This is a genomic window from Gilliamella sp. ESL0232 (assembly GCF_013346885.1).
GTDB classification, from domain to species: Bacteria; Pseudomonadota; Gammaproteobacteria; order Enterobacterales; family Orbaceae; genus Gilliamella; species Gilliamella bombi.
On sequence record NZ_JAAEDW010000007.1, the window covers coordinates 159966 to 182827 of the forward strand.

Below are 22862 nucleotides of genomic sequence, written 5' to 3' on the forward strand. Positions count from 1 at the left end.
TTTATTGAAAAAAGCGCTAACCTCAGTAACTATCAGGATTTTTCTTAATTTGATTGTAACTTAATCATGAAATATTTTTTTGTTTTATATCAACATGTTATCGTAAATCAAGTTATAAATTAGTTGTCTTTTTTATAAATGAAAATGTTAATTGAACAAAAAATAGTAAATTTTAAAAGGTCAAGTCCTTTTGGGGATAATTTTTATTAATAGGTAAAATATTAGGTTGCGATGTAATGAAAAAATTTAAATTATGTTCCGAATTTAAGCCAGCGGGTGATCAGCCAGAAGCAATAAAAAGGATTAATCAAAATCTTGATGATGGGATTGCGCATCAAACACTATTAGGCGTAACTGGATCAGGTAAAACATTTACCATGGCAAATGTTATTGCTAAACATAATCGCCCTACAATTATTTTAGCACCAAATAAAACATTAGCCGCTCAGCTATATGGCGAAATGAAAGCCTTTTTCCCTGAAAATGCGGTTGAATACTTTGTATCTTATTATGATTACTATCAACCTGAATCTTATGTACCGTCAACCGATACATTTATTGAAAAAGATGCATCAATCAATGAACATATAGAACAAATGCGTCTTTCTGCCACTAAATCACTACTAGAACGACGTGATGTTGTAATTGTTGCTTCGGTGTCGGCAATTTATGGTTTAGGAGCACCAGAAACCTATATGTCGATGATATTACACCTAACAAAAGGCACCATAACCGATCAGCGTTCAATCTTAACTCGATTAGCTGAATTGCAATACACTCGTAATGAAATAGGTTTTAGTCGTGGTACATTCCGTGTTCGAGGAGATGTTATAGATATTTTTCCAGCTGATTCAGACGATCTTGCTGTGCGCGTTGAGTTATTTGATGATGAAGTCGATCGAATTGTTATGTTTGATCCGCTTACAGGTAATAGCATAAATGAAGTATCGCGGATAACAATTTATCCAAAAACGCACTACGTCACACCAAGAAACATTATGGAAAACGCTATTGCCCAAATAAAGCAGGAACTTAAAGAGCGTCAAAAAGTATTGTTAGACAATAATCGTCTATTAGAGGAGCAACGTTTAACTCAGCGGACATTATTTGATATCGAAATGATGACCGAATTGGGGTATTGCTCTGGGATTGAAAACTATTCACGCTTTTTAGCTCAGCGTAATCCAGGCGATCCGCCAGCAACCTTATTTGATTATTTGCCACCTGATGGATTACTGTTTATTGACGAATCTCACGTGGCTATTCCACAATTAGGGGCAATGTATAATGGTGACCGTTCACGTAAACTTAATCTGGTTGAATATGGCTTTCGTTTGCCATCAGCACTAGACAATCGACCGCTAAAATTTGCTGAATTTGAAAACATCATGCCACAAACGATTTATGTGTCAGCAACACCAGCTAAATACGAAATTGAAAAATCAGGTAATGAAATTATTGAACAAGTAGTTAGACCTACAGGTTTATTAGATCCTATTATCGAAGTTCGACCAGTTACGACGCAGGTTGATGATCTATTATCAGAAATCAAAATTCGTATTAATAACGAAGAGCGTGTTTTAGTGACCACATTAACTAAACGTATGGCAGAAAACTTAACTGATTATCTGTCAGAACATAATGTAACTGTAAAATATTTGCATTCAGACATCAATACGGTCGAACGTATGGAAATTATTCGTGACCTACGTTTAGGTAAAGTTGATGTACTTGTGGGCATTAACTTATTGCGAGAAGGTTTAGATATACCTGAAGTCTCACTAATAGCAATATTGGATGCTGATCGCGAAGGTTTTTTACGTTCAGAAAGTTCACTAATTCAAACCGTAGGGCGTGCAGCTCGTAATGTAAATGGTAAAGCCATATTATATGCTGATAGAATAACCCCTGCTATGCAAAAAACGATTGATGAAACTGCCCGTCGTCGTAAAAAACAGGAAGACTTTAATACAGCACACGGCATTACACCAAAATCAGTACGCAAAGAAATTAAAGACGTATTAGAGGCAGGTTTAAGTACCAAAAAATCAACAGCCAAAGTACAAGCATTTGAACCAGGCAAACCTTATCAGTATGTTTCAGTTAAAGAAGTACAGGCAAGAGTCAAAGAGCTTGAAGCAATGATGTACGAAGCGGCTAAGAATCTTGAATTTGAAAAAGCTGGTGTATTGCGTGATGAAATAAAAAAATTGCGTGCTGATTTTATTAAAGTATCTTAATAACTCATCTAACAAGGAAAATATGATGACAATAACACGAATTGATCCAGATAACCGCTGGTCTGAAGCAGTGATCCATAATAACGTTATTTATTACACAAGTGTTCCAGCTGATCTTGAAAATGACGCTTATGTACAGACCAAAAGTGCATTATCTGAAATTGACAAAATATTGGCTCGAGCTAACAGTGATAAATCACGTATATTAGATGTAACATTATTTTTAGTTAATAAAAGTGACTTTGCCGCTATGAATAAAGCATGGGACGAATGGGTAGCTAAAGGTAGTGCACCAGTACGTTGTACAGTGCAAGCTGGATTAATGAAAAAAGAATATTTGATAGAAATTAAAATCGTGGCAGCAGTAAAAGGCTAACTCTTTCTTCACCGCCGATACTATATCGGCGGTATTACTTTGTTTATCATCTTCATTTTTCTGGGAACATGTGTTTTAATTGCTAACAGATAAAATCCTTACTATCCCCATTAATTAAATTTTAGTGTATACTTCGCATACATCTTATTTTAATTATTCATACATTTGCCATGCATACTCAACCTAGAATTGCCATTGTAATGGGTTCCAAAAGCGATTGGACTACTATGCAACACGCAGCCGACATCCTTGATGCGTTAACAATTCCTTATCATGTTGAAATCGTTTCTGCTCACCGTACCCCTGATAAATTATTTTGTTTTGCTGAAGATGCTAAACAAAAAGGCTTTGATGTAATCATAGCTGGTGCTGGCGGTGCGGCTCATTTGCCAGGTATGTTAGCTGCTAAAACGCTGATTCCTGTATTAGGTGTTCCGGTGCAAAGTGCTGCATTAAGTGGAGTAGATAGTCTCTATTCTATTGTTCAAATGCCTAAAGGTATTCCTGTTGGTACTTTAGCAATAGGTAAATCTGGTGCAGCGAATGCGGCATTACTTGCTGCACAGATTCTAGCTCTACATGATAAAGAAATATATCAACGTTTATCAACATGGCGATTAACTCAAACTGATGAGGTACTAAATAACCCAGATCCAAGAGTGAATGCATAATATGAAACTTCAATCTGTTTGTGTACTAGGTAACGGGCAATTAGGGCGAATGCTTAAGCAAGCAGGCGAACCAATAGGTATAAAAGTTTATCCAGTTGGATTAGATGTAGATCCTACCGCCATTCCATATCAACAGTCAGTAATAACAGCTGAAATTGAGCGATGGTCAGATACTCCGTTTACACAAATTTTAGCTAAACATCCGCATTTTGTTAATCGAGATGTCTTTCCTATTATTGCCGACCGTTTAACGCAAAAACAGCTACTTGACGAACTTGGTTTACCGACAGCGAAATGGTTTTCGCTTGATCACCCTCAAGATTGGTCAACGTTATTTACTGAACTTGGCGATCGATTAATTGTTAAACGTCGAACTGGCGGTTATGATGGGCGAGGGCAATGGCGAATTGCTATTAATGGTCCAATAACTGTACCTGATGATATCTATCAACAAGCTATCGTTGAACAGGCTATCCCTTTCGAAAAAGAGATGTCATTAATAGGCGCTCGTAATGCAAAAGGTGAAACAGTATTTTATCCCCTTACCAATAACTTCCACCAAGACGGCATCTTAAAAATAAGTGTTGTACAACCTAACGAATCTCATTCATTACAAATAAAAGCGGAGCAAATGCTATCTGCTATTATGCATAAATTGAATTATATTGGCGTAATGGCTATGGAATGCTTTATTGTTGGTAATGAACTACTGATCAACGAACTTGCTCCACGGGTACATAATAGTGGTCATTGGACGCAAAATGGAGCTTCAATTAGCCAATTTGAATTACATCTTCGGGCTATATTGGGACTTCCTTTGCCTAAGCCAGATGTATTTACGCCATCAGTTATGGTTAACTTAATTGGCACAGAATTAAATTTAAATTGGTTATCAATTGATTTGGTACATCTTCATTGGTATGAAAAAGAAGTTAGAGTTGGACGTAAAGTAGGGCATTTAAATTTAACCCATAACCAAACAAACAAATTGTTAAAAGCGTTAGAGAATTTAATACCGTTATTACCTAATGATTATCAAAAAAGTATTGAATGGGCAAAACAAACATTAGCAATTTGAAAACTTAAAACAATTTGAGTGATTAAATTAAGGATGAAACCATGATCAACTTTAACCAAAAAATTAATTATCAGCGTTATGCTAGCAAACAGCGTGAAGCTCTGTCTGATGAGTACTCAATAGTACGCTGTTTTGAAAGTGATCGTGGACGCATCATAAACTCAGCCGCTATTCGTCGCCTACAGCAAAAAACGCAAGTTTTTCCATTAGAACGAAACTCAGTAGTTAGAACAAGACTTACTCACTCTATGGAAGTGCAACAAGTTGGGCGATACATAGTCAAAGAAATCGTTAATCGCCTTGGCAATGCTGGAAAATTAAAAAAATATGGGCTTGATAATTGTATAATGGCGATTGAAAGCCTAGTTGAAATGGCTTGTTTAATGCATGATATTGGTAATCCTCCATTTGGTCATTTTGGTGAGGCCGCCATTAATAAATGGTTTACTCTACGTTTAGGTCTTGGCAAAGCAACAAATTATCGACTTCTTGAAATAAATGTTAGTGATAAAGAAGAAATAAAAGAACTTAAAACCAAAATCCGCCAAGATTTATCAAGTTTCGAAGGTAATGCACAAGCAATTCGTTTAGTGCATACAATATTACGGCTCAATTTAACTTACTCTCAGATTGCTTCAATTATGAAATATTCTAAACCAGCTTATTGGTCTAAGCCGGTACTGCCAGAATTTTCATATTTAATGAAAAAAGCAGGTTATTATTTATCAGAAGAACCATTTATTGAGTCGCTATCCAAACAGCTTGATATCAAACCATTTCATCGTTATCCATTTACCTATATTATGGAAGCAGCCGACGATATCTCATATTGCATTGCCGATCTAGAAGATGCGGTTGAAAAGAAAATTCTAACGGTAAAACAGCTTTATACTTACTTAGCAGAGGCATGGGGACCGATTAAAAAAGGTGATCTGTTTGATACTGTTGTCAATCGCCCTTATGAAAATCTAAATCAAAATGGATTTGATGCGATAGGCATTGATCAATTTTTTATGTACCTACGTGTCAACACTATTGGCAAATTGGTACCACATGCTGCTGAACGTTTTATTGAAAATATTGAAGAAATTTATCACGGCTCATTTAATCATGCCTTACTTGAAGATCATGGCGCAGAATATAAATTACTTAATATTTTTAAAACAGTTGGACTTGAACATATATTTAATCATGAATCGGTTGAAAATATTGAACTTCAAGGGTACCGAATTATTAGTGGATTGCTCGATATTTATAGCCCATTGCTTGATATGCCTACCAACGACTTTTTGAAATTGGTTGAGGATAAACATCACAAAAATTATCCTATTGAAACTCGCTTATATCATAAATTATCCTCAAAACATTGTGTCGCTTATAAACAAGCAGTTAACAAACTAAATTCAAATAAAGCAGAAAGTTTTGCGTGTATGGAATTCTATTATCGATGTCGCTTATTGCAGGATTATATTAGTGGCATGACAGATCACTTTGCTTATGACGAATATCGCAAGTTAATGGTAACATTCTAAATCCAAGTAATTTTTATAACAGCTAAGCACCACTAATATGCATTGGCACCATATTAGTGCGCTGTTAAATAATAAATCTAATTAACTATTTGTTATCTTTTGTTTTAACCTTCCAATCAAAACAACCGAACTTTAATTTTATGATAGCTATATTTTTATAAATTAAGTTGCAGTAGCAAATTCAATTCAAGTTAATTTTTTTGGCACACTCTTTGCATAATTTAATCTGTAACTCATAATTTTTAGGAGCGATTGATGAAATTAGTTACTGTAGTTATAAAACCTTTCAAATTAGAAGAAGTTCGAGAAGCCTTATCCAATATAGGTGTTACAGGATTAACTGTTACCGAAGTTAAAGGTTTTGGACGACAAAAAGGTCATGCCGAACTTTACCGTGGTGCAGAATATAATGTCAATTTTCTACCAAAAGTTAAAATTGATTTAGCTATTCGTGATGATGAACTTGACCAAGTTATTAGTACAGTTACTAAAGCAGCATATACGGGCAAAATTGGTGATGGAAAGATTTTTGTCACTTCACTTGAACATGTAGTGCGTATACGTACTGGTGAAACCGATGACTCGGCATTGTAATTGATTGTTAAGGAAATCATTATGTTGAAAAAAATTATACCCTTTTTAGTTATTTTATTCTCAAGTTCAGCTTTTGCCGAAGAAGCTGCTGTAGTTGATAAAGCGGATAACGGCTTTATGATGATCTGTACCGCCCTAGTACTTTTTATGTCGGTGCCAGGGATTGCTTTGTTTTATGGTGGATTATTACGTTCTAAAAATGTGTTATCGATGTTAACACAAGTACTAGTAACTTTTTCGTTAATAGCGGTGCTATGGATTGTTTACGGTTATACACTTGCTTTTGGTGAAGGGAACTGGTTTTATGGCAACTTTAACCATTTTCTATTAACAGGGATAGGTATTACAGATGTGTCAGGATCGATTTACGAGCTAATTTGGATAGCATTCCAAGGATCATTTGCTTGCATTACTTGTTGCTTAATTCCAGGTGCTTTTGCTGAACGAATTCGTTTTTCAGCAGTATTAATATTTATGGTGTTATGGTTTACATTTTCATATATTCCCATGGCGCACATGGTATGGGGAGGCGGAATTTTAGGTGATGAAGGAGCACTTGATTTTGCTGGTGGTACGGTAGTACATATTAATGCTGCGATTGCAGGACTAGTGGGTGCTTATCTGATTAGAAATCGTATAGGCTATAATCGTGAACCACTAAAACCATTTAACTTACCTTATGTCTACCTTGGAGCTGCTATTCTTTATATTGGTTGGTTTGGCTTTAATGCAGGATCATCAACGCATGCAGATGAAATCGCAGGTTTAGCCTTTATTAACACTGTTGCAGCAACAGCAGCCGCGGTTTTGGCATGGACGTTCGCAGAATGGTTTTTACGAGGTAAACCATCTTGCCTTGGTTCGGCATCAGGAGTGATAGCGGGATTAGTTGGTGTAACACCAGCGGCAGGTCTTGTTGGTGTAGGTGGTGCTATGTTAATAGGGCTTGTTTGTGGTTTTGCTGGTGTCTGGGGAGTATCAACACTCAAAAGAATTCTAAAAGTTGATGATACATGTGATGTATTTGGTGTACACGGCGTATGTGGAATTGTGGGTTGTATATTAACTGGTATATTTACATCAGAATCGTTAGGAGGTATTGGTTATGCCGAAGGCATTACAATGGCAACTCAAGTAGGAATACAATTGATGAGTGTTATTACCTGCGTAGTTTGGACAACAGTGGTTGCTTATATTGCTTATAAAATTGCAGATATCATTGTTGGCTTAAGAGTATCAGAAGAACATGAAAGAGAAGGTCTGGATATTAATAGCCATGGTGAAAGTGCTTTCAATAGTTAATCACTAACCGAAACAGTCATTAATTAAAAATTAGATATAAAAACAGATTTAAACTCAAAATAATTTACAGGAATTACTCGTGATGTTTACATTAATTTAAGAAACTACTGTAACAAAATAGACATAAAAACAAAATTAACGTCATATCACAAATAAGTGATATGGCGCTTATATTATAAAGAAAAAATAACAGTCACTAATTTTGTTAAATGCTTTATGGTTAGTTATTCAATCATTTATAGCGTGTAAGAATGCCTTGTTGAAGTTTTTTGTTTCCTTAACCAGCAGAACGTTATGTTAGAGCGTGTAATAGCATCGAATCAATCACAAATTTACTAAACCACTTAATCCACAAGCGAATGACAAAGTGGAAAAAGTGATACAAACTTTGAATTGAGATATGACATAATCAGCAAATATTTATCAATTTAAAAGATAAAATGCAAAATCTTAAGCGATTTCGGGAAAGGAACCTTATGAGTTTTTAGAGGATTATTTTAACTATAAAGTATAAACACCTCAGTGTTTTTCTAAAATTTACATTTCTTCACAAAAAATTCCGCCAAAAAACTAGCCAACAATTTTTAAAATGGTTATACTTTTATCGCTATAGGAAAACAAGCTTATTAAATAAGCAAATAATTATAAAAATCCAAATAAAACAAATCACTACTTGACAGGTAAACCATAATGCATTATCATTTTAGACACCAGACACCAGACACCAGACATGGCAAACCTATGTCTTAAATTTATTAAATAATCTTATTCGACGAGTTTTTACACGAAACTTATTTATATCTTCGAAATTATCTCTCAAAGCATTATCGAAATTATCGCTCAAATCACCTAAAACAGCTTTGCTAGTATTAGCATTGTTATTATTGTCATCGTCATGGGATGTACAGGCGAATGGTAAAAAGGCTCGAGCGGGTAATCGTAGTGATGCAATAATAATACCGTCGGCAGTTATCAATTATGTAAGGCCAAATCTATATGTGGGTGAGGGAACATTTGCAGGCCAAGCTGACATATGGAATCCTGATAAGGGCTTTTTAGTTCAATCAATCAATCCTGAATCATACTATCTCAATTTCCCGACCACGGGTGCGCATAATTTATATTTTGATTTACTCATAAGTGGAGTAGATATAAATAAATTGACATGGGAACCGGTCACGCATGAGGGAATCATTGCGACAGTAACAAATGTTGTAGCTAATGATTGGTGGCTTTCTTATGAGGATAGGATAAAAGTTGTTCGCGTAACGCTAACAGGTCCTAGGGCGAGTGATGCTCAGATATATTCAGATAATCCTAGTTCACTTACACGTCCATCTTTGCCGCAGACCTTTGAGTTAGTGGGGAAAGATAGAGATGATGTTGAGGTAGTAAAATATGGATTTGTGTTGAGGCAGTGGTTTGTTAACCGAGGAGGTAAATTCGATACAGCTCCAGCTCACACAACATGGTGTAATAGTCTGGGGTATCGTATGCCTAGGGTAAGGGATTTAACAAATGCGAAGTGTGGTGTAGAACGTTGGTTTCCTTGTATGTATGGCGTATATGGCGCCATGCCGTCGTCTGATTGGAATGGTTATAGGCGTCACATAGGTGCTGGATTTTTTACGGAGTGGGGCGTCATGAACTACTACTCTGGTGCTGGCTTTGCCATGCTCGGCTACTGGACGAGTGACGAAGCAGGTAGCAACCAGTTCCGTGTTTACTCGGACGACGGCTACGCCGACAGCTACACTGTTCGAGACAACTTTGTTGTTTGCACCACACCTTAGTTTCTAGCGTTTAGTTCTGAATCCTTGGGCTGCGGGGTTGGTTATGGTGCTTGAGGGGATAATATAAAAAAGAATAAAGCCCCCGCGTAGTTGGGGCGCTGAGCAGGCAAAGTCTGTGAGCCTTGTGCTTTAATGACAGAAAATCAAAATAGCACCCCGACCGATACGACTTAAAAGCTTGCGCTTTTGTTATTAACTGGCTGTTATTAACAAGTTATTATTAACTAACTATTATCAAATAACAAAAGCGCTTTTATTAAAAAGCCAAATTCAACGTAATAAAAAAATAGCTAGCCTATAAGTGTTTGATTTTATTTAAAAATAAAAAATAAAAACTTCAATAAAATCAATAGTCTACCTGAGCGATTTTAGAGTAAAAACACGCTTATAGCACCACAATGCTAATATGCCTGCCTTATCACAGCATCAAAATATACCGATAACAAAGTAAAGCTAGCACGTCAAACTGGGCTGTTGGGCGTGTTTGTGTTTTAGATGTTATTAGCAATATTAATCATTCCGTAAAAGTCAAAAAGTCCTAAAGGTAACACCCTATTTTAATTATAAAATTAACCTATCTCTAAAACCGAATCGTTTTCATCTTTACATTTCTTTACAAAAAAGTCCGCTAAAAAACTAGCCAACTATTTTTTAAACGGCTATACTCTTATTGCTATAGGAAAATAAGCGAATAATTATAAAAAATTCAAATAAAACAAAATATTACTTGACACGAGGAACGTAATGCAGTATCATTTTTGGCACAAGGCACAAGGCACAAGCACTGGCTAACCTACGTCTTAAATTTATCAAATAATCCTATTCGAAGAGTTTTTGCACGAAACTCATTTATATCTTCGAAATTATCCATAAAATTATTTTCAAAAGTTCCATTGGTATTAGCGCTATTGTTGTTATTGCCATACTCTTTTGAATCGCAGGCATTATCGGCCACGACTTCTAATTACATTCAGGGTACTGCGCCTTATTTAACCTTTGATGGCGGTGCGACTCATGCCGATTCAGTTAGTCCCTTATTATCAGTAACATTGCCCGGAAACAAAATTATTACTGTATCAAATGATAGCTCAAGCATGGAAAACCCATTAGTGTTAGATAAACTTTCGGCCACTTTTGCAGATATTAAGACATTAGTACCTCATGGGGATTATCCAGAAGTATTGGCAGATAAAGTGATTGCTGATAATGGTTATTGGAAGGATGATGATGGCGATACACTTCATCGTGTCAATTCAAGTAAATTAAAAATTAAATGGCAGAATTTATATGGTCAAGATATTACTAATTATGTGAAAGATAACTCAGATAAAGCATTAAATGGCTGTGATGCACCTTATCAATTGACGTTAGAAGTGGAAGATGTGAGCATTAAGACAGAATATGGTATTCCTTCTGAAAGTGATAAATTTACTGGAAATAGGCATACCTATTATCTTTATCCCAAAATGGATAAACCACAATTTTGTTATGCTATGCCTAATTTAGAATATGATTGGCATTCAAATGATATACCTTACGATGGGGCTGTTTCTTCTCTTAACGATCCGAATGGCGAGTGGAATAAATATAGAGGATTTTATGCCTATAATCCAGCGAATCCTGGAGCAAACTTTCCAACCACAGGCTCTCATAATTTATTTTTTTACTTGAGTGTTGCAGGAATGAAAGCACAAGATATCGTTAATACGAATGGTCGAACAATTTCGACAGGAGGGGTAACATTAACGTTAAATGCTGAAAATACGCTACCTACAGGGCTTGTAAAAATTAACTTAACGGGTCCTAAGGAGAGTAATCCTGGTTCTTTTATTCCTTCAACATTTTATTTACACGATAAAAACAATGACCCATTGTATAATTTTAGATTAGAGCGTTGGTATGTAGCTAAAAAAGGTGGTGCAGGCGGTTATCAAAATGCCGTAGCGTTTTGTAATAACTTTAATGGTGGTGGGTATCGTATACCCAAAGTACTTGATTTTACCAATGCAAATAGAAATGATGGTATGCCAAATTGGCAAAATGGTATAATAGACGGAAGCTATTTACGAAAAATTAGTTATAAAGTGAATGGTTATTGGATGGGAGGATTACTTAGCGAATGGGGACGTATGACACAGCTTTACTATAAAGACAGTGATTGGGAGTTTTTTAGGGTAGGAGATCCCGATTGGAATAACATTAATTTGGCGCATTATTGGACTTCAGACCAACGAGTGGACAATGGCATTGTAGAAAATTATGTTGTAGAAGCTAATGTCGGTGTAGTTGGCAGTAGGTTTCATTCGGATCAATACTATAGAGTGGCTTGTGTTACACCTTGATTCCTTACCTTCAAAAATAATTATTTAAAACAAAATACTTAGTATTTTGTTTTAAATAGTAGATTGAACCCTTCTGCTATAAACTCTTTAGATTAATTTAGCTGTAAAAGGTTATGCCCATCCATGGTGAGTAATTCTTACAATTTAGCTATTCAAAAGATAGAGAACAAGAACTTAAGCTATTTATTAACTACTATAATACGATTAAATCGCATAAAGTAATTTCAGAGGAAATCCTTATGCGTTTTTAGAGGATTAATCCAACATTAAGTTTTAATTAACAATATTCCCGATAAACACGTTTGTGATATCCATTGATAGCCTAGCTTTTGAATACGATGAAAACATTTAGAAAAAAATCAGGGTAATGTTTTTTGGCTATCTTGCTAAATATTAAAGTAATTATTGGATCATCTAATAATTTAGGTCGATAATAGTAAGCATAACAGCTTAATTTTACAATAGCACATCACGGCAATTGATTTTTTGTTAACAGCTTTATTTAATCATCCCAAAGCATAATTGCATGATCTTCAGTTAATATTAACGGCGGTGCAAAAAGATACTCTTTGACTTTAGCTGGTAAAACCTGCATGTCATTAAAGTTAAATTGTAACTCAGGATAAACATTAGCAATTTCTTTTATACGGGAATCAAGTAATTCCTTTATTTTATTCGATTCTTTTGTAATAGCTATTTCGTCTTTTAGCATGCCAATTTGTTTTTTATGATGCTCTGACTCAAATATTTCATGAAAAACAAAAGAAAATCCCTTTTTGTTATTGGTTCTGTCACAATTGGGGCATTCTCTATATTCAGGATGATGCAATTTAAGTTCTTTAACACGCAAAGCAATAATTTCGTCGATATGATCGGTATAATAATTTAATGTGGGATCTAAATAAGCTAGCGTTCTGTGTTCAGGTATTGCGCTATTACTATGCACTAAGGTAAATAAAGGTTTTTTTAATATCTTCATTTTTGTAACTTCCTTTTAATTAAAATAAAAAGATAACAAGACCTTAATAAAGAAAATAGGCTGTTAATTTTATGTAAAAAAGTTTTTGGTTGACATAATACTTAAATAGAAAAAACAACAAAAATTAAAATAACTCATTATGTTATAATGAATATTTAAATTAATGAAATTAAGTTTCAAAGCATAGGTACTTAAAATAAAAAAATACTATTAAGAACAACTGCTATCAGAAAATGAAAAGTCTTATTTACTTATAAACCTTATTTAAAGGTTAATTACGGTATATTATCAATACAGTAAAACATTATTACTTAATAGTAAAAACTTAATAAGCAAATGACTACCTATTTAAAAATAATCACTTTTTTAAGACAGATTTAATTTTGGAAAGTTCAATAATATCGCTAATTTTATCTTTTAGTTAAAGATCTTACGTCTAATTTTATAGACAAATACATAACGAAGTTAATCAATATATCATAATAATTTTTAATATATTTAACTATTAAAGCTATTTAAAATAGTGCGGAGCACGGAATGATTTATTTTTTAGTAAAAAACTAGCAATATTGGTCAAATTATAAGACGAACATAATTATGGTGATGATTGTTGGGTTTTCAATGCCTTTGGATATTACAAATAATCAACCTAATATGTAGGATTTCCTTACGCTGTTTACAGGAATTGAAACAAATACGGCGATTAACATACTTTTTATTGCAGTAGTTTTAATTGATATACGGCATAATCAGCAAATAGTTAGTGATACAACAGATACAAACAAAATTTTAAGTGATTTGCTCACTTTTATAATAATAAAGTTAAACCACATAAGGCGATTTTAAATAAAATACCTTATGAGTTTTTAGAAGATTATTTTAACCGTGAAATATAAACAAATTGGTGTTTTCCTACATTTTAAGTCGAAAATGTCAGATGAGCTAACTATTTTTCAAGTTTGTTCTTTTTGACATGTTTTAAGTTAGGTAAAGCAATTGCCAAAAGAATAATACCCACTCCAATCCATTGATTAAAATGGACCGATTCGCGTAAATAAAAATATGAACAAGTGACCGCTACAGGCAGTTCTGCTGCCGACAAAATGGCACTTAATGAAATTCCAATTTTTGGAATTCCTACCGAAAACAAAAAAGGAGGCAATACAGTACCTAGCAATGCTAATAAAAATCCTAACTGATACAGTTTGTCGCTAATATCAAGTTTGAAGAAAAATAAAGGTGGAAATATCAAAAAAGTAACAATACATGCGCCGGTAATCATCCACGCACTTTTTTCAAGCTTAGGTAATTCGTTACCAATATTGCTGCTAGTACTAATAAAGAGTGAATACATCAGTGCTGCTAAAAAACCAAAAAAACAACCAGTCAAATTTAAACTAATATCTTGATTAAAAATACCTGCTGCTAAGCAGCTACCTAAAATAATTACAATAATCGCTGAAAGTTGAATAATACTAGGTTTGTTTTTGAAAAAAATAAAATCAATAAAGACGCTAATCCACAAATATTGCATTAATAAAATAATTGCAATTGATGCAGGCACTAGTTGTACGCATTGGTAATAACAAATACCGACTAATCCAGGAAATAGACCAACAGCGCAGACCCTCCATTTTTTTGTTAATTTTGTATTCTTTTCTGTTGGAGGTGTTAATCGTGTGTTTGTTGATGTAGATACTTTTGGGGATCGTATTATTTTGACAATAAAGTGAATAATCCATAACATTAACATTCCCAAAAAACATTGGATACCAGTGACTTCACCTAATTTATACCCGTTTTGATAAGCCGTCTTAACGATAGAAGATAGTACGCCAAAGCTACATGCACCTAATAAAACCAGTAAACCGCCTAAAAATTTATCTTTCATATCTAAATCTCGTAACAAAAAATAACATTGCCGATAATTTCGGCTAAAAAACACAATAAAAGACATTAGGGGAAGGATTATTAAATTCATTCCCCAGATGTCTTTTTAATAAGTTAAATCAATCAAATTACAATGATAATTAATATTTCAAAATCTATTAATCTCAACAGATAAGTGATTATGTAGCACACTTACTTTTAGTATGGTCATAATTAAATGAATAATAAAAAACAACACCTAACACAAGTGCATATGTAGCGAAAATTAGCCAAATTGTTTGCCAATCTTTAAGACCATCATGTGTACACATGTCAACAACATAACCACTTAAAATGGAGCCAAAATAAGCACCAATACCATTAACCATGGTCATAAATAGTCCTTGAGCGCTGGCTCGAATATTTGAACTGACTTCTTTTTCAATGAAAATAGAGCCTGAAATATTAAAAAAGTCAAATGCACAGCCGTAAACGATCATTGAAAGCATTAATAGCACAAAACCAAAAGGTGTTGGATCACCAAATGCAAATAAACCAAATCGTAAAGTCCAAGCAATTAAGCTTATCATTATGACTTTTTTGATGCCAAATTTTTTGAGAAAAAATGGGATGGTTAAGATAAATGCGACTTCAGCCATTTGTGAAACCGATAATAAAATAGCAGGGTATTGTACAATTAAGCTATCTTTAAATTCTGAGACTTTACCAAAATCATGTAAGAAAGCGCCACCAAAAGTATTAGTGATTTGTAGTATCGCACCAAGTAACATAGCAAAAAGAAAAAAAACAGCCATAACGGGCTTTTTGAATAACACAAAAGCATCTAATCCTAAATAAGAAACCCAAGACTGTTTTTGACTTTTAGATACAGTAATATTTGGTAATGTTGCACTATAAACAACAAGTATAGCGGATGCTGCGCATGCAACATAGAGTTGAGCATTACTCAACTCGAATTTGCATAAACTAATTGTCCACATTGCAATGATAAAACCGACAGTACCAAATACTCGTATTTTAGGGAAAACGGTTACCGAATCTAAGTTATGTTGAGCCAAACAGTGGTAGCTAATAGAATTAGATAATGCAATAGTTGGCATAAAAGCTAACGCATTGCCTAACATTACCCAAAATAAAATAGCTGAATTATTAACTGATGCAGCATAAAAAAGCGCAATGGCACAAACAGAATGACAAAGCATATATAGATATTTAGCCTGCAAAAATTTATCGGCAATAATACCAATAATAAATGGTGTAATTAATGCCGCTAAACCTTTGGTACTAAAAATCATAGATACTTCAACACCAGAAAAGTGTAAAGTATTAAATAGATAAGCACCAAAAGTGGCTAACCAGCTTCCCCAAATGAAATATTGGAAAAACATCATTATTTTTAATCTATTTTTTATGTTCATTGTTTATTCCTAAAATAAAGTGAACTTTTTATAGAAAATTACCAATAAAAAGTATTGGTTAGAAACGTGCAATCGTTTTTGTTATTAGTTGTAAAAAAGTTGATTTAACTCTTTCTGCTGTCTCTATAACTTCTTCGTGTCCTAATGGTTGATCTAAAATTCCGCAAGCCATATTAGTTAGGCACGAAATTCCAATGGTTTTAATACCAGAGTGATGTGCGATAATTGCTTCGGGTACGGTTGACATACCAACAGCATCGGCACCTAAAACACGAATCATTCTAATTTCGGCAGGTGTTTCATAAGTTGGACCTGTCCACCAAGCATAAACACCTTGTTGTAAGGTAAGATTAAGTTCTTTGGCTACATCAATTACTGTTGAACGCAATTGCTTATTATAAACCTCACTTACATCTAAAAAGCGCACACCTAAATCAGGGTTATTTGGTCCAATAAGAGGATTGTTGGCAGTAAGATTAATATGATCGGTGATCAACATTAAATCGCCTGGTTTAAAGCTCGTATTGACTGCACCACATGCATTAGTGATAATTAATTTTTCAACACCAAGCATCTTCATCACACGAACAGGGAAAGTAACTTGATCTAACGAAAAACCTTCGTAATAGTGAAAGCGCCCTTTCATTGCCACAACTGTTTTGTCTCCGCATTGGCCAATGACTAATTCATTTGCGTGGCCAACGGCTGCTGATTTGGCGAAATGTGGAATTGTGTCATAAGGAATATGAACAGCATCTTCAAGAGTGTCGGCAAAAGGTCCTAAACCTGAACCAAGAATAATCCCAATTGTTGGTTTTTTGTTTGTGTGTTTCTGAATAAAATTAACGGCTTGTTGAATATCTGAAGTCTGATGCATGATAGTATCCTTTCAAAAAAAATTAATGCTAAGCTAAAGTAAAATAGGTGAATATAATAAAACAGTGATAACCTATTGCTTAGTTTAATTGGGTAAAATCCCATAAAATAATTAAAAAACAAAATAATTTTTGTTTTCGGCATATATTATGATGATCTTCGTCTAATAAAGGAAGATGTGAATTGGTATATCTTAGAATGAATTAGAAATATTTATTTTTTATTTTTATTATTCAATATATTAAATTTAGATTAATTTAATCACCAAAATGAATAATATAAAAGATTTTCTTAGATAAGACGATCATCGCCAGAATAGATCACACCTTTATCGCCCCTAAAAAATCCTAACAAAGTTAAATGACATTGTTTAGCCAAATCGACAGCCATTGAAGTTGCTGCCGAAACCGCTAACAAAAATTCTACGCCACAATTGGCGGTTTTTTGTGCCATTTCATAGCTAGCACGACTTGATACTAATACCACACCGTGTTGATACTCAGGGTTATTTAACAATTTCATAGCTCTAAAGCCAAGTAGTTTATCTAATGCGACATGCCGGCCGATATCTTCAAACCCTGCCATAAATTGTCCTTTCAAATCTAGCCATACAGCTGCGTGCGTGCAACCAGTTTGTTTACCGACTTGTTGAACATGCGATAAATAGCTTAAGCTGTCACTAAAATCAGCTAAATCAATCTGACTTATTAATGGTAAAGTAGGAATATCTTGGCAGACTTGCTCTATCTGCTCAGTACCACAAATGCCGCATCCTGTTCGCCCAGTTAAATTACGTCGTTTTTCTTTCAGCTCGCTAAAGCGTCGTGACGAAAGTTCGATTTGTACTTCTATGCCTTTGGGAGTATCAATAATATCAATGCCATAAATATCATTAACCGAATGAATAATATTTTCCGTTAACGAAAAACCAATGGCAAAATAATCCAAATCTTTTGGTGTTGCCATCATCACTACATGTGAAATTCCGTTATAAATTAAAGCAACTGGCTTTTCGATAGCTAACATATCAGGTTGAAAATGTTGCAAATTACTGTTTTTAAATTTACGTACTGGAATTGATTTAACACCGATCGCCATTAATTGCCTCTTGCTAATTTGGTTATAATTAAGACTGCTATCAGCACAAGATCAACCATTAATAATTCTAAAATGTTAACGCAGTGTAATATTTTATCAATAGATGGCGTGCTTAGCACTTAATAAGCAATATTATGATAAAATAGTTCACCATAAGCAATTGATAATTCATAAGCTAACTCTATGTCATTACAAGAAATTACACAGACTATCATGCAGTTTATTGAGCACCACCAAGTTTGGGCATTACCCATTATATTTTTATTGGCATTTGGTGAATCATTAGCGATTATCTCGCTTCTAGTGCCTGCAACGGCTATTTTATTAGGGGCAGGGGCTTTAATCGGTGGAGGAGCAATATCATTTGTGCCCGTATTAATTGCCGCTTCGGCAGGTGCTGTTTTTGGAGATTTACTGTCTTATTGGTTGGGTAAACACTATCATCAACAAGTTATTGCTTCATGGCCACTTAATAAGCACCCTAAATTAGTTTATCGTGCTGAGCAATTTTTTCAGCGTTATGGAACGTTAGGGGTATTTATAGGTCGATTTTTTGGACCACTACGAGCCATAGTCCCTTTAATTGCTGGCACAATGCATATGCCAACCACCAAATTTAACCTAGCAAACATTGCTTCAGCACCAGTTTGGGCTTTTGTATTGCTTGCGCCAGGAGCATTTGGTGTGCCTTGGTTAGAAACTCTTTTTGGTTAAAGCGTGCCGATGGTATAACTACGACGCCCACTCTTGCGTCCCAATGCTTCTAAATTGGTTTGCAATGGTGGGAATGGTAGCGTTAAATGATGTTTACGATAAGCTTCAAGTATCAATTTATGTATAGCACTTCGCAGTAACATTCGGTGTCCCATCTCGGCAGCAAAAACACGTAGTTCAAACAACTGAATACCTTCTTGGATATCCACCAAAAATACTTGAGGTTCAGGATCGTTAAGCACATATTCACATTCATCTGATGCTTGTTGTAAAAGTTTGATAACCAAATCACTATCAGCATCGATAGTTGCGGGAATGGTTAATACAATTCGAGTGATCGAATCAGACAACGACCAGTTCACCAATTGTTCGGTAATGAAAGCTTTATTGGGCATCACAATTTCTTTACGATCCCAATCGACAATGGTAATTGCACGGGTATTAATTTTTGTAATATTACCTGTCAAATCACGAATTGTCACCGTATCGCCAATACGTACTGGTTTTTCGAATAAAATGATTAAGCCAGAGATAAAATTAGCAAAGATCTCTTGTAAACCAAAACCTAGCCCCACACCTAATGCGGCAATTAACCATTGAATTTTAGACCAGTCGATACCAATAAACGAAAATGCAATCATACAGCCTATCATCAAAGTAATATATTTTGAAACTGTGGAAATAGCATACCCTGTTCCTGGTGATAAATCTAAATGTTGCAAAATGCCTAACTCCAACAAAGAGGGCAGATTTTTGACCAACTGAACGGTAATTGTCATCACTAAAATCGCAATACAAACTGCACCAAGGGTAATGTATTGTTCGATTTCAGTTCCATTTACAATGGCGCTGGTTCCCCAAAGTTTAATATTATTCATAAAGGCAAAGGCCGAATGCAATTCAGACCATAGCAAAATCATACTAATTAGCGCAATCATCATAATAATCGATCTGACTAAATGTAAGGATTGCGCACTGATGACATCTAAATCGATAACAGGTTCATCAACACTTTCGTTAAGTGAATTGAGATCATCTTCATGTGATTTGGCTCGTTGCATTCGTTCTAAGCGACGTTGCTTGGTTCGTTCAAATTCTATACGACGTTTTTGGATCCACATCCAACGGCGAATCATAAAATAAATAACTAATAGAGCAAACCAAATAATGACAGAGGCCTCAAGACGTCCTAATAGTACTTGAGCTGTCGAAAGATAACCTAAACAAGCTGCAATGATAGCTAGCCATGGTGCACTTAATAAAATAAACCACAAAATATGACTTAATAAATTATCACCAGCTCCTTTTTTATCAATATAAAGAGGAACACCAGCACGATGGATAGAATTAGTCATAAACACCAAAGCAAAGCAGAGCAAAATAAACGACGTTCGACCAATTGTGGCTGCAAATTGATGATTATTATATTGATCAAAACTCATTACTATCATCACTAGTGGAATTACCAGCCAAACTGAAAGTTGATAATATTTCATCGCTGAGCGTACGCTAAGTCCAGACCAACCAAAATGGGTAATAAACAGTCCATTAGTTGACGCAAAATGCGCTGAAATAATAAATACCCACAAAATTGGCGCAGCAGCATTCACACCATAACCCAAGGCAAATGCGACAGGATAATCTGAATTAATCTGTAAAGCATAACCAAACACTGCCCACAAAATAGGGATAGGTAATGCCATAATTAATGAAAATATAATTACTTTTAAGGTTAAAGAGTAACTATCTTGTGTAACTTTTCCTACACGGCTAGCTGATTTATTGAGAAAAATATTATATTTCGTGCGCATCTTAAAGTGTGCAAACACGAATAGCAACGACAAAATAATTAAAAATAACGGTTTTGGCGAACTAAGTACTTCAATGCTAGCTTTATAAAGTTGCGAAATGGTATCGACAGAAAAAATCACATACACAACATCTTTTGCTAAATCAATTGGATAACTCAATGATATTGGATTCACATCAGCTACCCAGAAAAAATATCTGTGTGCAGCATCGTTTACTTCGTCAATCGCATTGGTTAATTGCTTATTGGCAATTTTTAGTTTAGTCAATTCTAGAATGGTAGTATCAGTTCCCGAAATAAGAGTCTTAAGTAATTCGGTCTGTTCTCGAATTAAACGACGATATTGGGTTGCTTCTTTGATGCTATTAAGTGGACTTGTTAAAGTTGGGTAATTGTCCAAAGATGTTAAAATATTACTATAATTAAGTTGTTGCGCTTTTGCCTCGGCGATTTCGGCATCAAGCGCTTGCGATTTGGGTTTTTCTGGCAAACGCAATAACTGTTGACGTAAGGTTTCGCCCAAAGCGGTCGAAAAACTCAACCATTCTCCTTGTTCATCAAGTGTTGCCAGTGTATTTTGAACATGTGAAATTTGTGTCGTGATATTGTTTTGCTCATTAACAATACTAGTTAGATGTGTTTTTTGTAACTCCATATTTTGTCTGAGTTCATCATTTTTATCACTTAACTGATGAACAACTAGCGAAAGATCATTTTCATCATTAATGACTGGTGTGGTTTCTTCGGCAAAAGTCAGTGAAGAAAACAACACAACAACAAAGCACACAACACCACGAATCCACATAAAGCTATATCCTGTCAGCTAATTTTTGACCCACGCGAGTAACATCACCAACTTTAAGGTGGTTATTAAACTCAATCGAATTTGAGGCAAACAGTGTAATTACTGTCGAACCTAACTTAAAGCAACCTATATCTTGTCCTTTAGTTAATTTTATCCCGTTGGTATAAGTCCAACGTTTCATTATTCCTTCTCGTGGAGGGGTAACAATACCTTCCCATTGTACTTCTATACTACCAACAATAGTTGCACCAACTAAAATTTGCGCCATTGGACCTAATTCGGTTTCAAACAAACAAATCACACGTTCATTACGAGCAAAAATATTAGGTATACTTTCGGTTGTAGCTTTGCTAACTGAAAATAGCGAACCAGGCACATAAATCATCTCACGCAAAATACCATCACAAGGCATATGAAAACGGTGATAATCTTTAGGAGATAAATAAGTGGTTGCATATAAACCATTTCTAAAAAAGTTGATCATATCAGGATGACAGGCAAGTAATGATTCTAAAGAATAAAAATGCCCTTTAGCTTGTAACAGCTGTGTATCAAGAATAGTACCAAACTGACTAATTACACCATCAGCAGGCATAACAACAGCACTATCGGTGGTATCAATTGGCCGTGCATCCTCATTTAATTCGCGAGCAAAAAAGTCATTAAAGGTTTTAAATTCTTTTACATCACTAATTTTTGCTTCGCTCAAATCCACTTTATACACTTTACAAAAAAGCATAATCATCCATGTTGTAACTTTACCTAACTGTTTTTTTGCCAACCAACCAAAAATAACGGTTAATAGCTGTTTAGGAAGAAGATACTGAATAATTGCTTTTAACTGATTTAACATAGATAACTCTCAAAATTATGTTATAAATAATACATTATACCAAGGTTTATAGACAAAGTGTAAAACCAACTTAAATCAATAATTTGTATAATTGATCATATACATATATAAATTTTGCCAATTCTGTTCAATAATGGCAATCGTTTAAAAACTTTTATCGTTATTGTTACTTAAACTGCGGTCATTACCAATAATTAAGGACTGTATTAATGGCATTTAGAAGCATTAAAGCTAGATTTAGTTACATTAAGCAGTATAGTTATATTATCATGTTATAAGTAATCATATTAGCATTTAACACCCTAAGAAATACATCGATTTAGTAATGGATTTAAGAACAGTATTTTTGCAGGAATACTAGGGACTGTTGATCTTTGCTGTACATAAATTACTCAACAATACATTGGCAGCCACATTAACATAAATGCCAGTGATACCATACTGGCATAATTCCTTTCTAACTTATCGTATCTAGTTGATATTGAACGATA

General features: G+C 34.5%; 16 protein-coding genes and 2 pseudogenes. 10 read left to right on the top strand and 8 right to left on the bottom strand.

The features are described 5' to 3' along the window. Positions 1-236 precede the first annotated feature (236 nt). The 9 genes from uvrB to GYW75_RS08980 all read left to right on the top strand — a co-directional run bounded on the left by uvrB (position 237) and on the right by GYW75_RS08980 (position 11928). Entirely contained in the window at positions 237-2240 is a 2004-nt protein-coding gene (uvrB, locus tag GYW75_RS08940) for an excinuclease ABC subunit UvrB (RefSeq protein ID WP_085163821.1), read from the top strand. 25 nt (positions 2241-2265) lie between these two features. Then, positions 2266-2616, top strand: coding sequence for a RidA family protein (locus tag GYW75_RS08945; RefSeq protein WP_065589338.1), 351 nt, complete (start codon positions 2266-2268; stop codon positions 2614-2616). 170 nt (positions 2617-2786) lie between these two features. Further along, a complete protein-coding gene (purE, locus tag GYW75_RS08950; RefSeq protein WP_034912110.1) occupies positions 2787-3287 on the top strand; it encodes a 5-(carboxyamino)imidazole ribonucleotide mutase in 501 nt (166 codons plus the stop codon). A gap of 1 nt (position 3288) precedes the next feature. Next, positions 3289-4365 carry a 5-(carboxyamino)imidazole ribonucleotide synthase gene (purK, locus tag GYW75_RS08955; protein ID WP_174799120.1) on the top strand — a complete coding sequence of 359 codons (1077 nt, stop codon included), beginning with the start codon at positions 3289-3291 and terminating at the stop codon, positions 4363-4365. A 41-nt stretch (positions 4366-4406) separates the two neighbouring features. Then, positions 4407-5897, top strand: coding sequence for a dGTPase (dgt, locus tag GYW75_RS08960; RefSeq protein WP_174799122.1), 1491 nt, complete (start codon positions 4407-4409; stop codon positions 5895-5897). Between the two features lie 255 nt (positions 5898-6152). After that, positions 6153-6491, top strand: a complete 339-nt coding sequence (gene glnK / locus GYW75_RS08965) for a P-II family nitrogen regulator (RefSeq protein WP_065560700.1) — start codon at positions 6153-6155, stop codon at positions 6489-6491. 21 nt (positions 6492-6512) lie between these two features. After that, positions 6513-7793 carry an ammonium transporter AmtB gene (gene amtB, locus GYW75_RS08970; protein ID WP_174799124.1) on the top strand — a complete coding sequence of 427 codons (1281 nt, stop codon included), beginning with the start codon at positions 6513-6515 and terminating at the stop codon, positions 7791-7793. An 860-nt stretch (positions 7794-8653) separates the two neighbouring features. Further along, positions 8654-9586 carry a hypothetical protein gene (locus GYW75_RS08975; protein ID WP_238786451.1) on the top strand — a complete coding sequence of 311 codons (933 nt, stop codon included), beginning with the start codon at positions 8654-8656 and terminating at the stop codon, positions 9584-9586. A gap of 893 nt (positions 9587-10479) precedes the next feature. After that, a complete protein-coding gene (locus GYW75_RS08980) occupies positions 10480-11928 on the top strand; it encodes a hypothetical protein (RefSeq protein ID WP_238786452.1) in 1449 nt (482 codons plus the stop codon). A 502-nt stretch (positions 11929-12430) separates the two neighbouring features. Here GYW75_RS08980 and GYW75_RS08985 read toward each other — a convergent pair. The 5 genes from GYW75_RS08985 to fdhD all read right to left on the bottom strand — a co-directional run bounded on the left by GYW75_RS08985 (position 12431) and on the right by fdhD (position 18189). Then, entirely contained in the window at positions 12431-12907 is a 477-nt protein-coding gene (locus GYW75_RS08985) for a hypothetical protein (RefSeq protein WP_065589334.1), read from the bottom strand. Between the two features lie 946 nt (positions 12908-13853). Beyond that, positions 13854-14798 (bottom strand): EamA family transporter, encoded by a 945-nt coding sequence (locus GYW75_RS08990; RefSeq protein WP_174799130.1) that lies wholly within the window; start codon positions 14796-14798, stop codon positions 13854-13856. A gap of 178 nt (positions 14799-14976) precedes the next feature. Beyond that, the gene (locus GYW75_RS08995; RefSeq protein ID WP_174799132.1) at positions 14977-16215 is read right to left on the bottom strand and encodes a nucleoside permease; all 1239 of its coding nucleotides are present in this window, start codon (positions 16213-16215) and stop codon (positions 14977-14979) included. 58 nt (positions 16216-16273) lie between these two features. Beyond that, entirely contained in the window at positions 16274-17092 is an 819-nt protein-coding gene (locus GYW75_RS09000) for a purine-nucleoside phosphorylase (RefSeq protein ID WP_174799134.1), read from the bottom strand. Positions 17093-17382: 290 nt separating this feature from the next. After that, positions 17383-18189, bottom strand: coding sequence for a formate dehydrogenase accessory sulfurtransferase FdhD (gene fdhD, locus GYW75_RS09005; RefSeq protein WP_174799136.1), 807 nt, complete (start codon positions 18187-18189; stop codon positions 17383-17385). A gap of 183 nt (positions 18190-18372) precedes the next feature. Here fdhD and GYW75_RS09010 point away from each other — a divergent pair, with 183 nt between their 5' ends. Then, positions 18373-18903: a DedA family protein gene (locus GYW75_RS09010; RefSeq protein WP_065589330.1), complete on the top strand. Its 531-nt coding sequence runs from the start codon at positions 18373-18375 to the stop codon at positions 18901-18903. Here the strand turns inward: GYW75_RS09010 and mscM are convergent. The 3 genes and pseudogenes from mscM to GYW75_RS09025 form a co-directional block, all read right to left on the bottom strand. Further along, positions 18900-21518: a miniconductance mechanosensitive channel MscM gene (gene mscM / locus GYW75_RS09015; protein ID WP_065589329.1), complete on the bottom strand. Its 2619-nt coding sequence runs from the start codon at positions 21516-21518 to the stop codon at positions 18900-18902. The two genes, GYW75_RS09010 and mscM, sit on opposite strands and share 4 nt — an antisense overlap. A 7-nt stretch (positions 21519-21525) precedes the next feature. Continuing rightward, a pseudogene (gene asd / locus GYW75_RS09020) lies at positions 21526-22371 on the bottom strand (archaetidylserine decarboxylase); the annotation flags it as partial. Between the two features lie 392 nt (positions 22372-22763). Beyond that, positions 22764-22862: pseudogene (locus GYW75_RS09025) on the bottom strand (IS5/IS1182 family transposase); the annotation flags it as partial.

What these genes read in the sequence shown, in the direction of transcription:
- fdhD (WP_174799136.1), bottom strand. Translation starts at nt 18,189, where the DNA reads ATGGCGATCGGTGTTAAATCAATTCCAGTACGTAAATTTAAAAACAGT.
- amtB (WP_174799124.1), top strand. Translation starts at nt 6,513, where the DNA reads ATGTTGAAAAAAATTATACCCTTTTTAGTTATTTTATTCTCAAGTTCA.
- GYW75_RS08945 (WP_065589338.1), top strand. Translation starts at nt 2,266, where the DNA reads ATGACAATAACACGAATTGATCCAGATAACCGCTGGTCTGAAGCAGTG.
- glnK (WP_065560700.1), top strand. Translation starts at nt 6,153, where the DNA reads ATGAAATTAGTTACTGTAGTTATAAAACCTTTCAAATTAGAAGAAGTT.
- purE (WP_034912110.1), top strand. Translation starts at nt 2,787, where the DNA reads ATGCATACTCAACCTAGAATTGCCATTGTAATGGGTTCCAAAAGCGAT.
- GYW75_RS09010 (WP_065589330.1), top strand. Translation starts at nt 18,373, where the DNA reads ATGTCATTACAAGAAATTACACAGACTATCATGCAGTTTATTGAGCAC.
- GYW75_RS08990 (WP_174799130.1), bottom strand. Translation starts at nt 14,798, where the DNA reads ATGAAAGATAAATTTTTAGGCGGTTTACTGGTTTTATTAGGTGCATGT.
- purK (WP_174799120.1), top strand. Translation starts at nt 3,289, where the DNA reads ATGAAACTTCAATCTGTTTGTGTACTAGGTAACGGGCAATTAGGGCGA.
- GYW75_RS08995 (WP_174799132.1), bottom strand. Translation starts at nt 16,215, where the DNA reads ATGAACATAAAAAATAGATTAAAAATAATGATGTTTTTCCAATATTTC.
- dgt (WP_174799122.1), top strand. Translation starts at nt 4,407, where the DNA reads ATGATCAACTTTAACCAAAAAATTAATTATCAGCGTTATGCTAGCAAA.
- GYW75_RS09000 (WP_174799134.1), bottom strand. Translation starts at nt 17,092, where the DNA reads ATGCATCAGACTTCAGATATTCAACAAGCCGTTAATTTTATTCAGAAA.
- GYW75_RS08985 (WP_065589334.1), bottom strand. Translation starts at nt 12,907, where the DNA reads ATGAAGATATTAAAAAAACCTTTATTTACCTTAGTGCATAGTAATAGC.
- mscM (WP_065589329.1), bottom strand. Translation starts at nt 21,518, where the DNA reads ATGTGGATTCGTGGTGTTGTGTGCTTTGTTGTTGTGTTGTTTTCTTCA.
- uvrB (WP_085163821.1), top strand. Translation starts at nt 237, where the DNA reads ATGAAAAAATTTAAATTATGTTCCGAATTTAAGCCAGCGGGTGATCAG.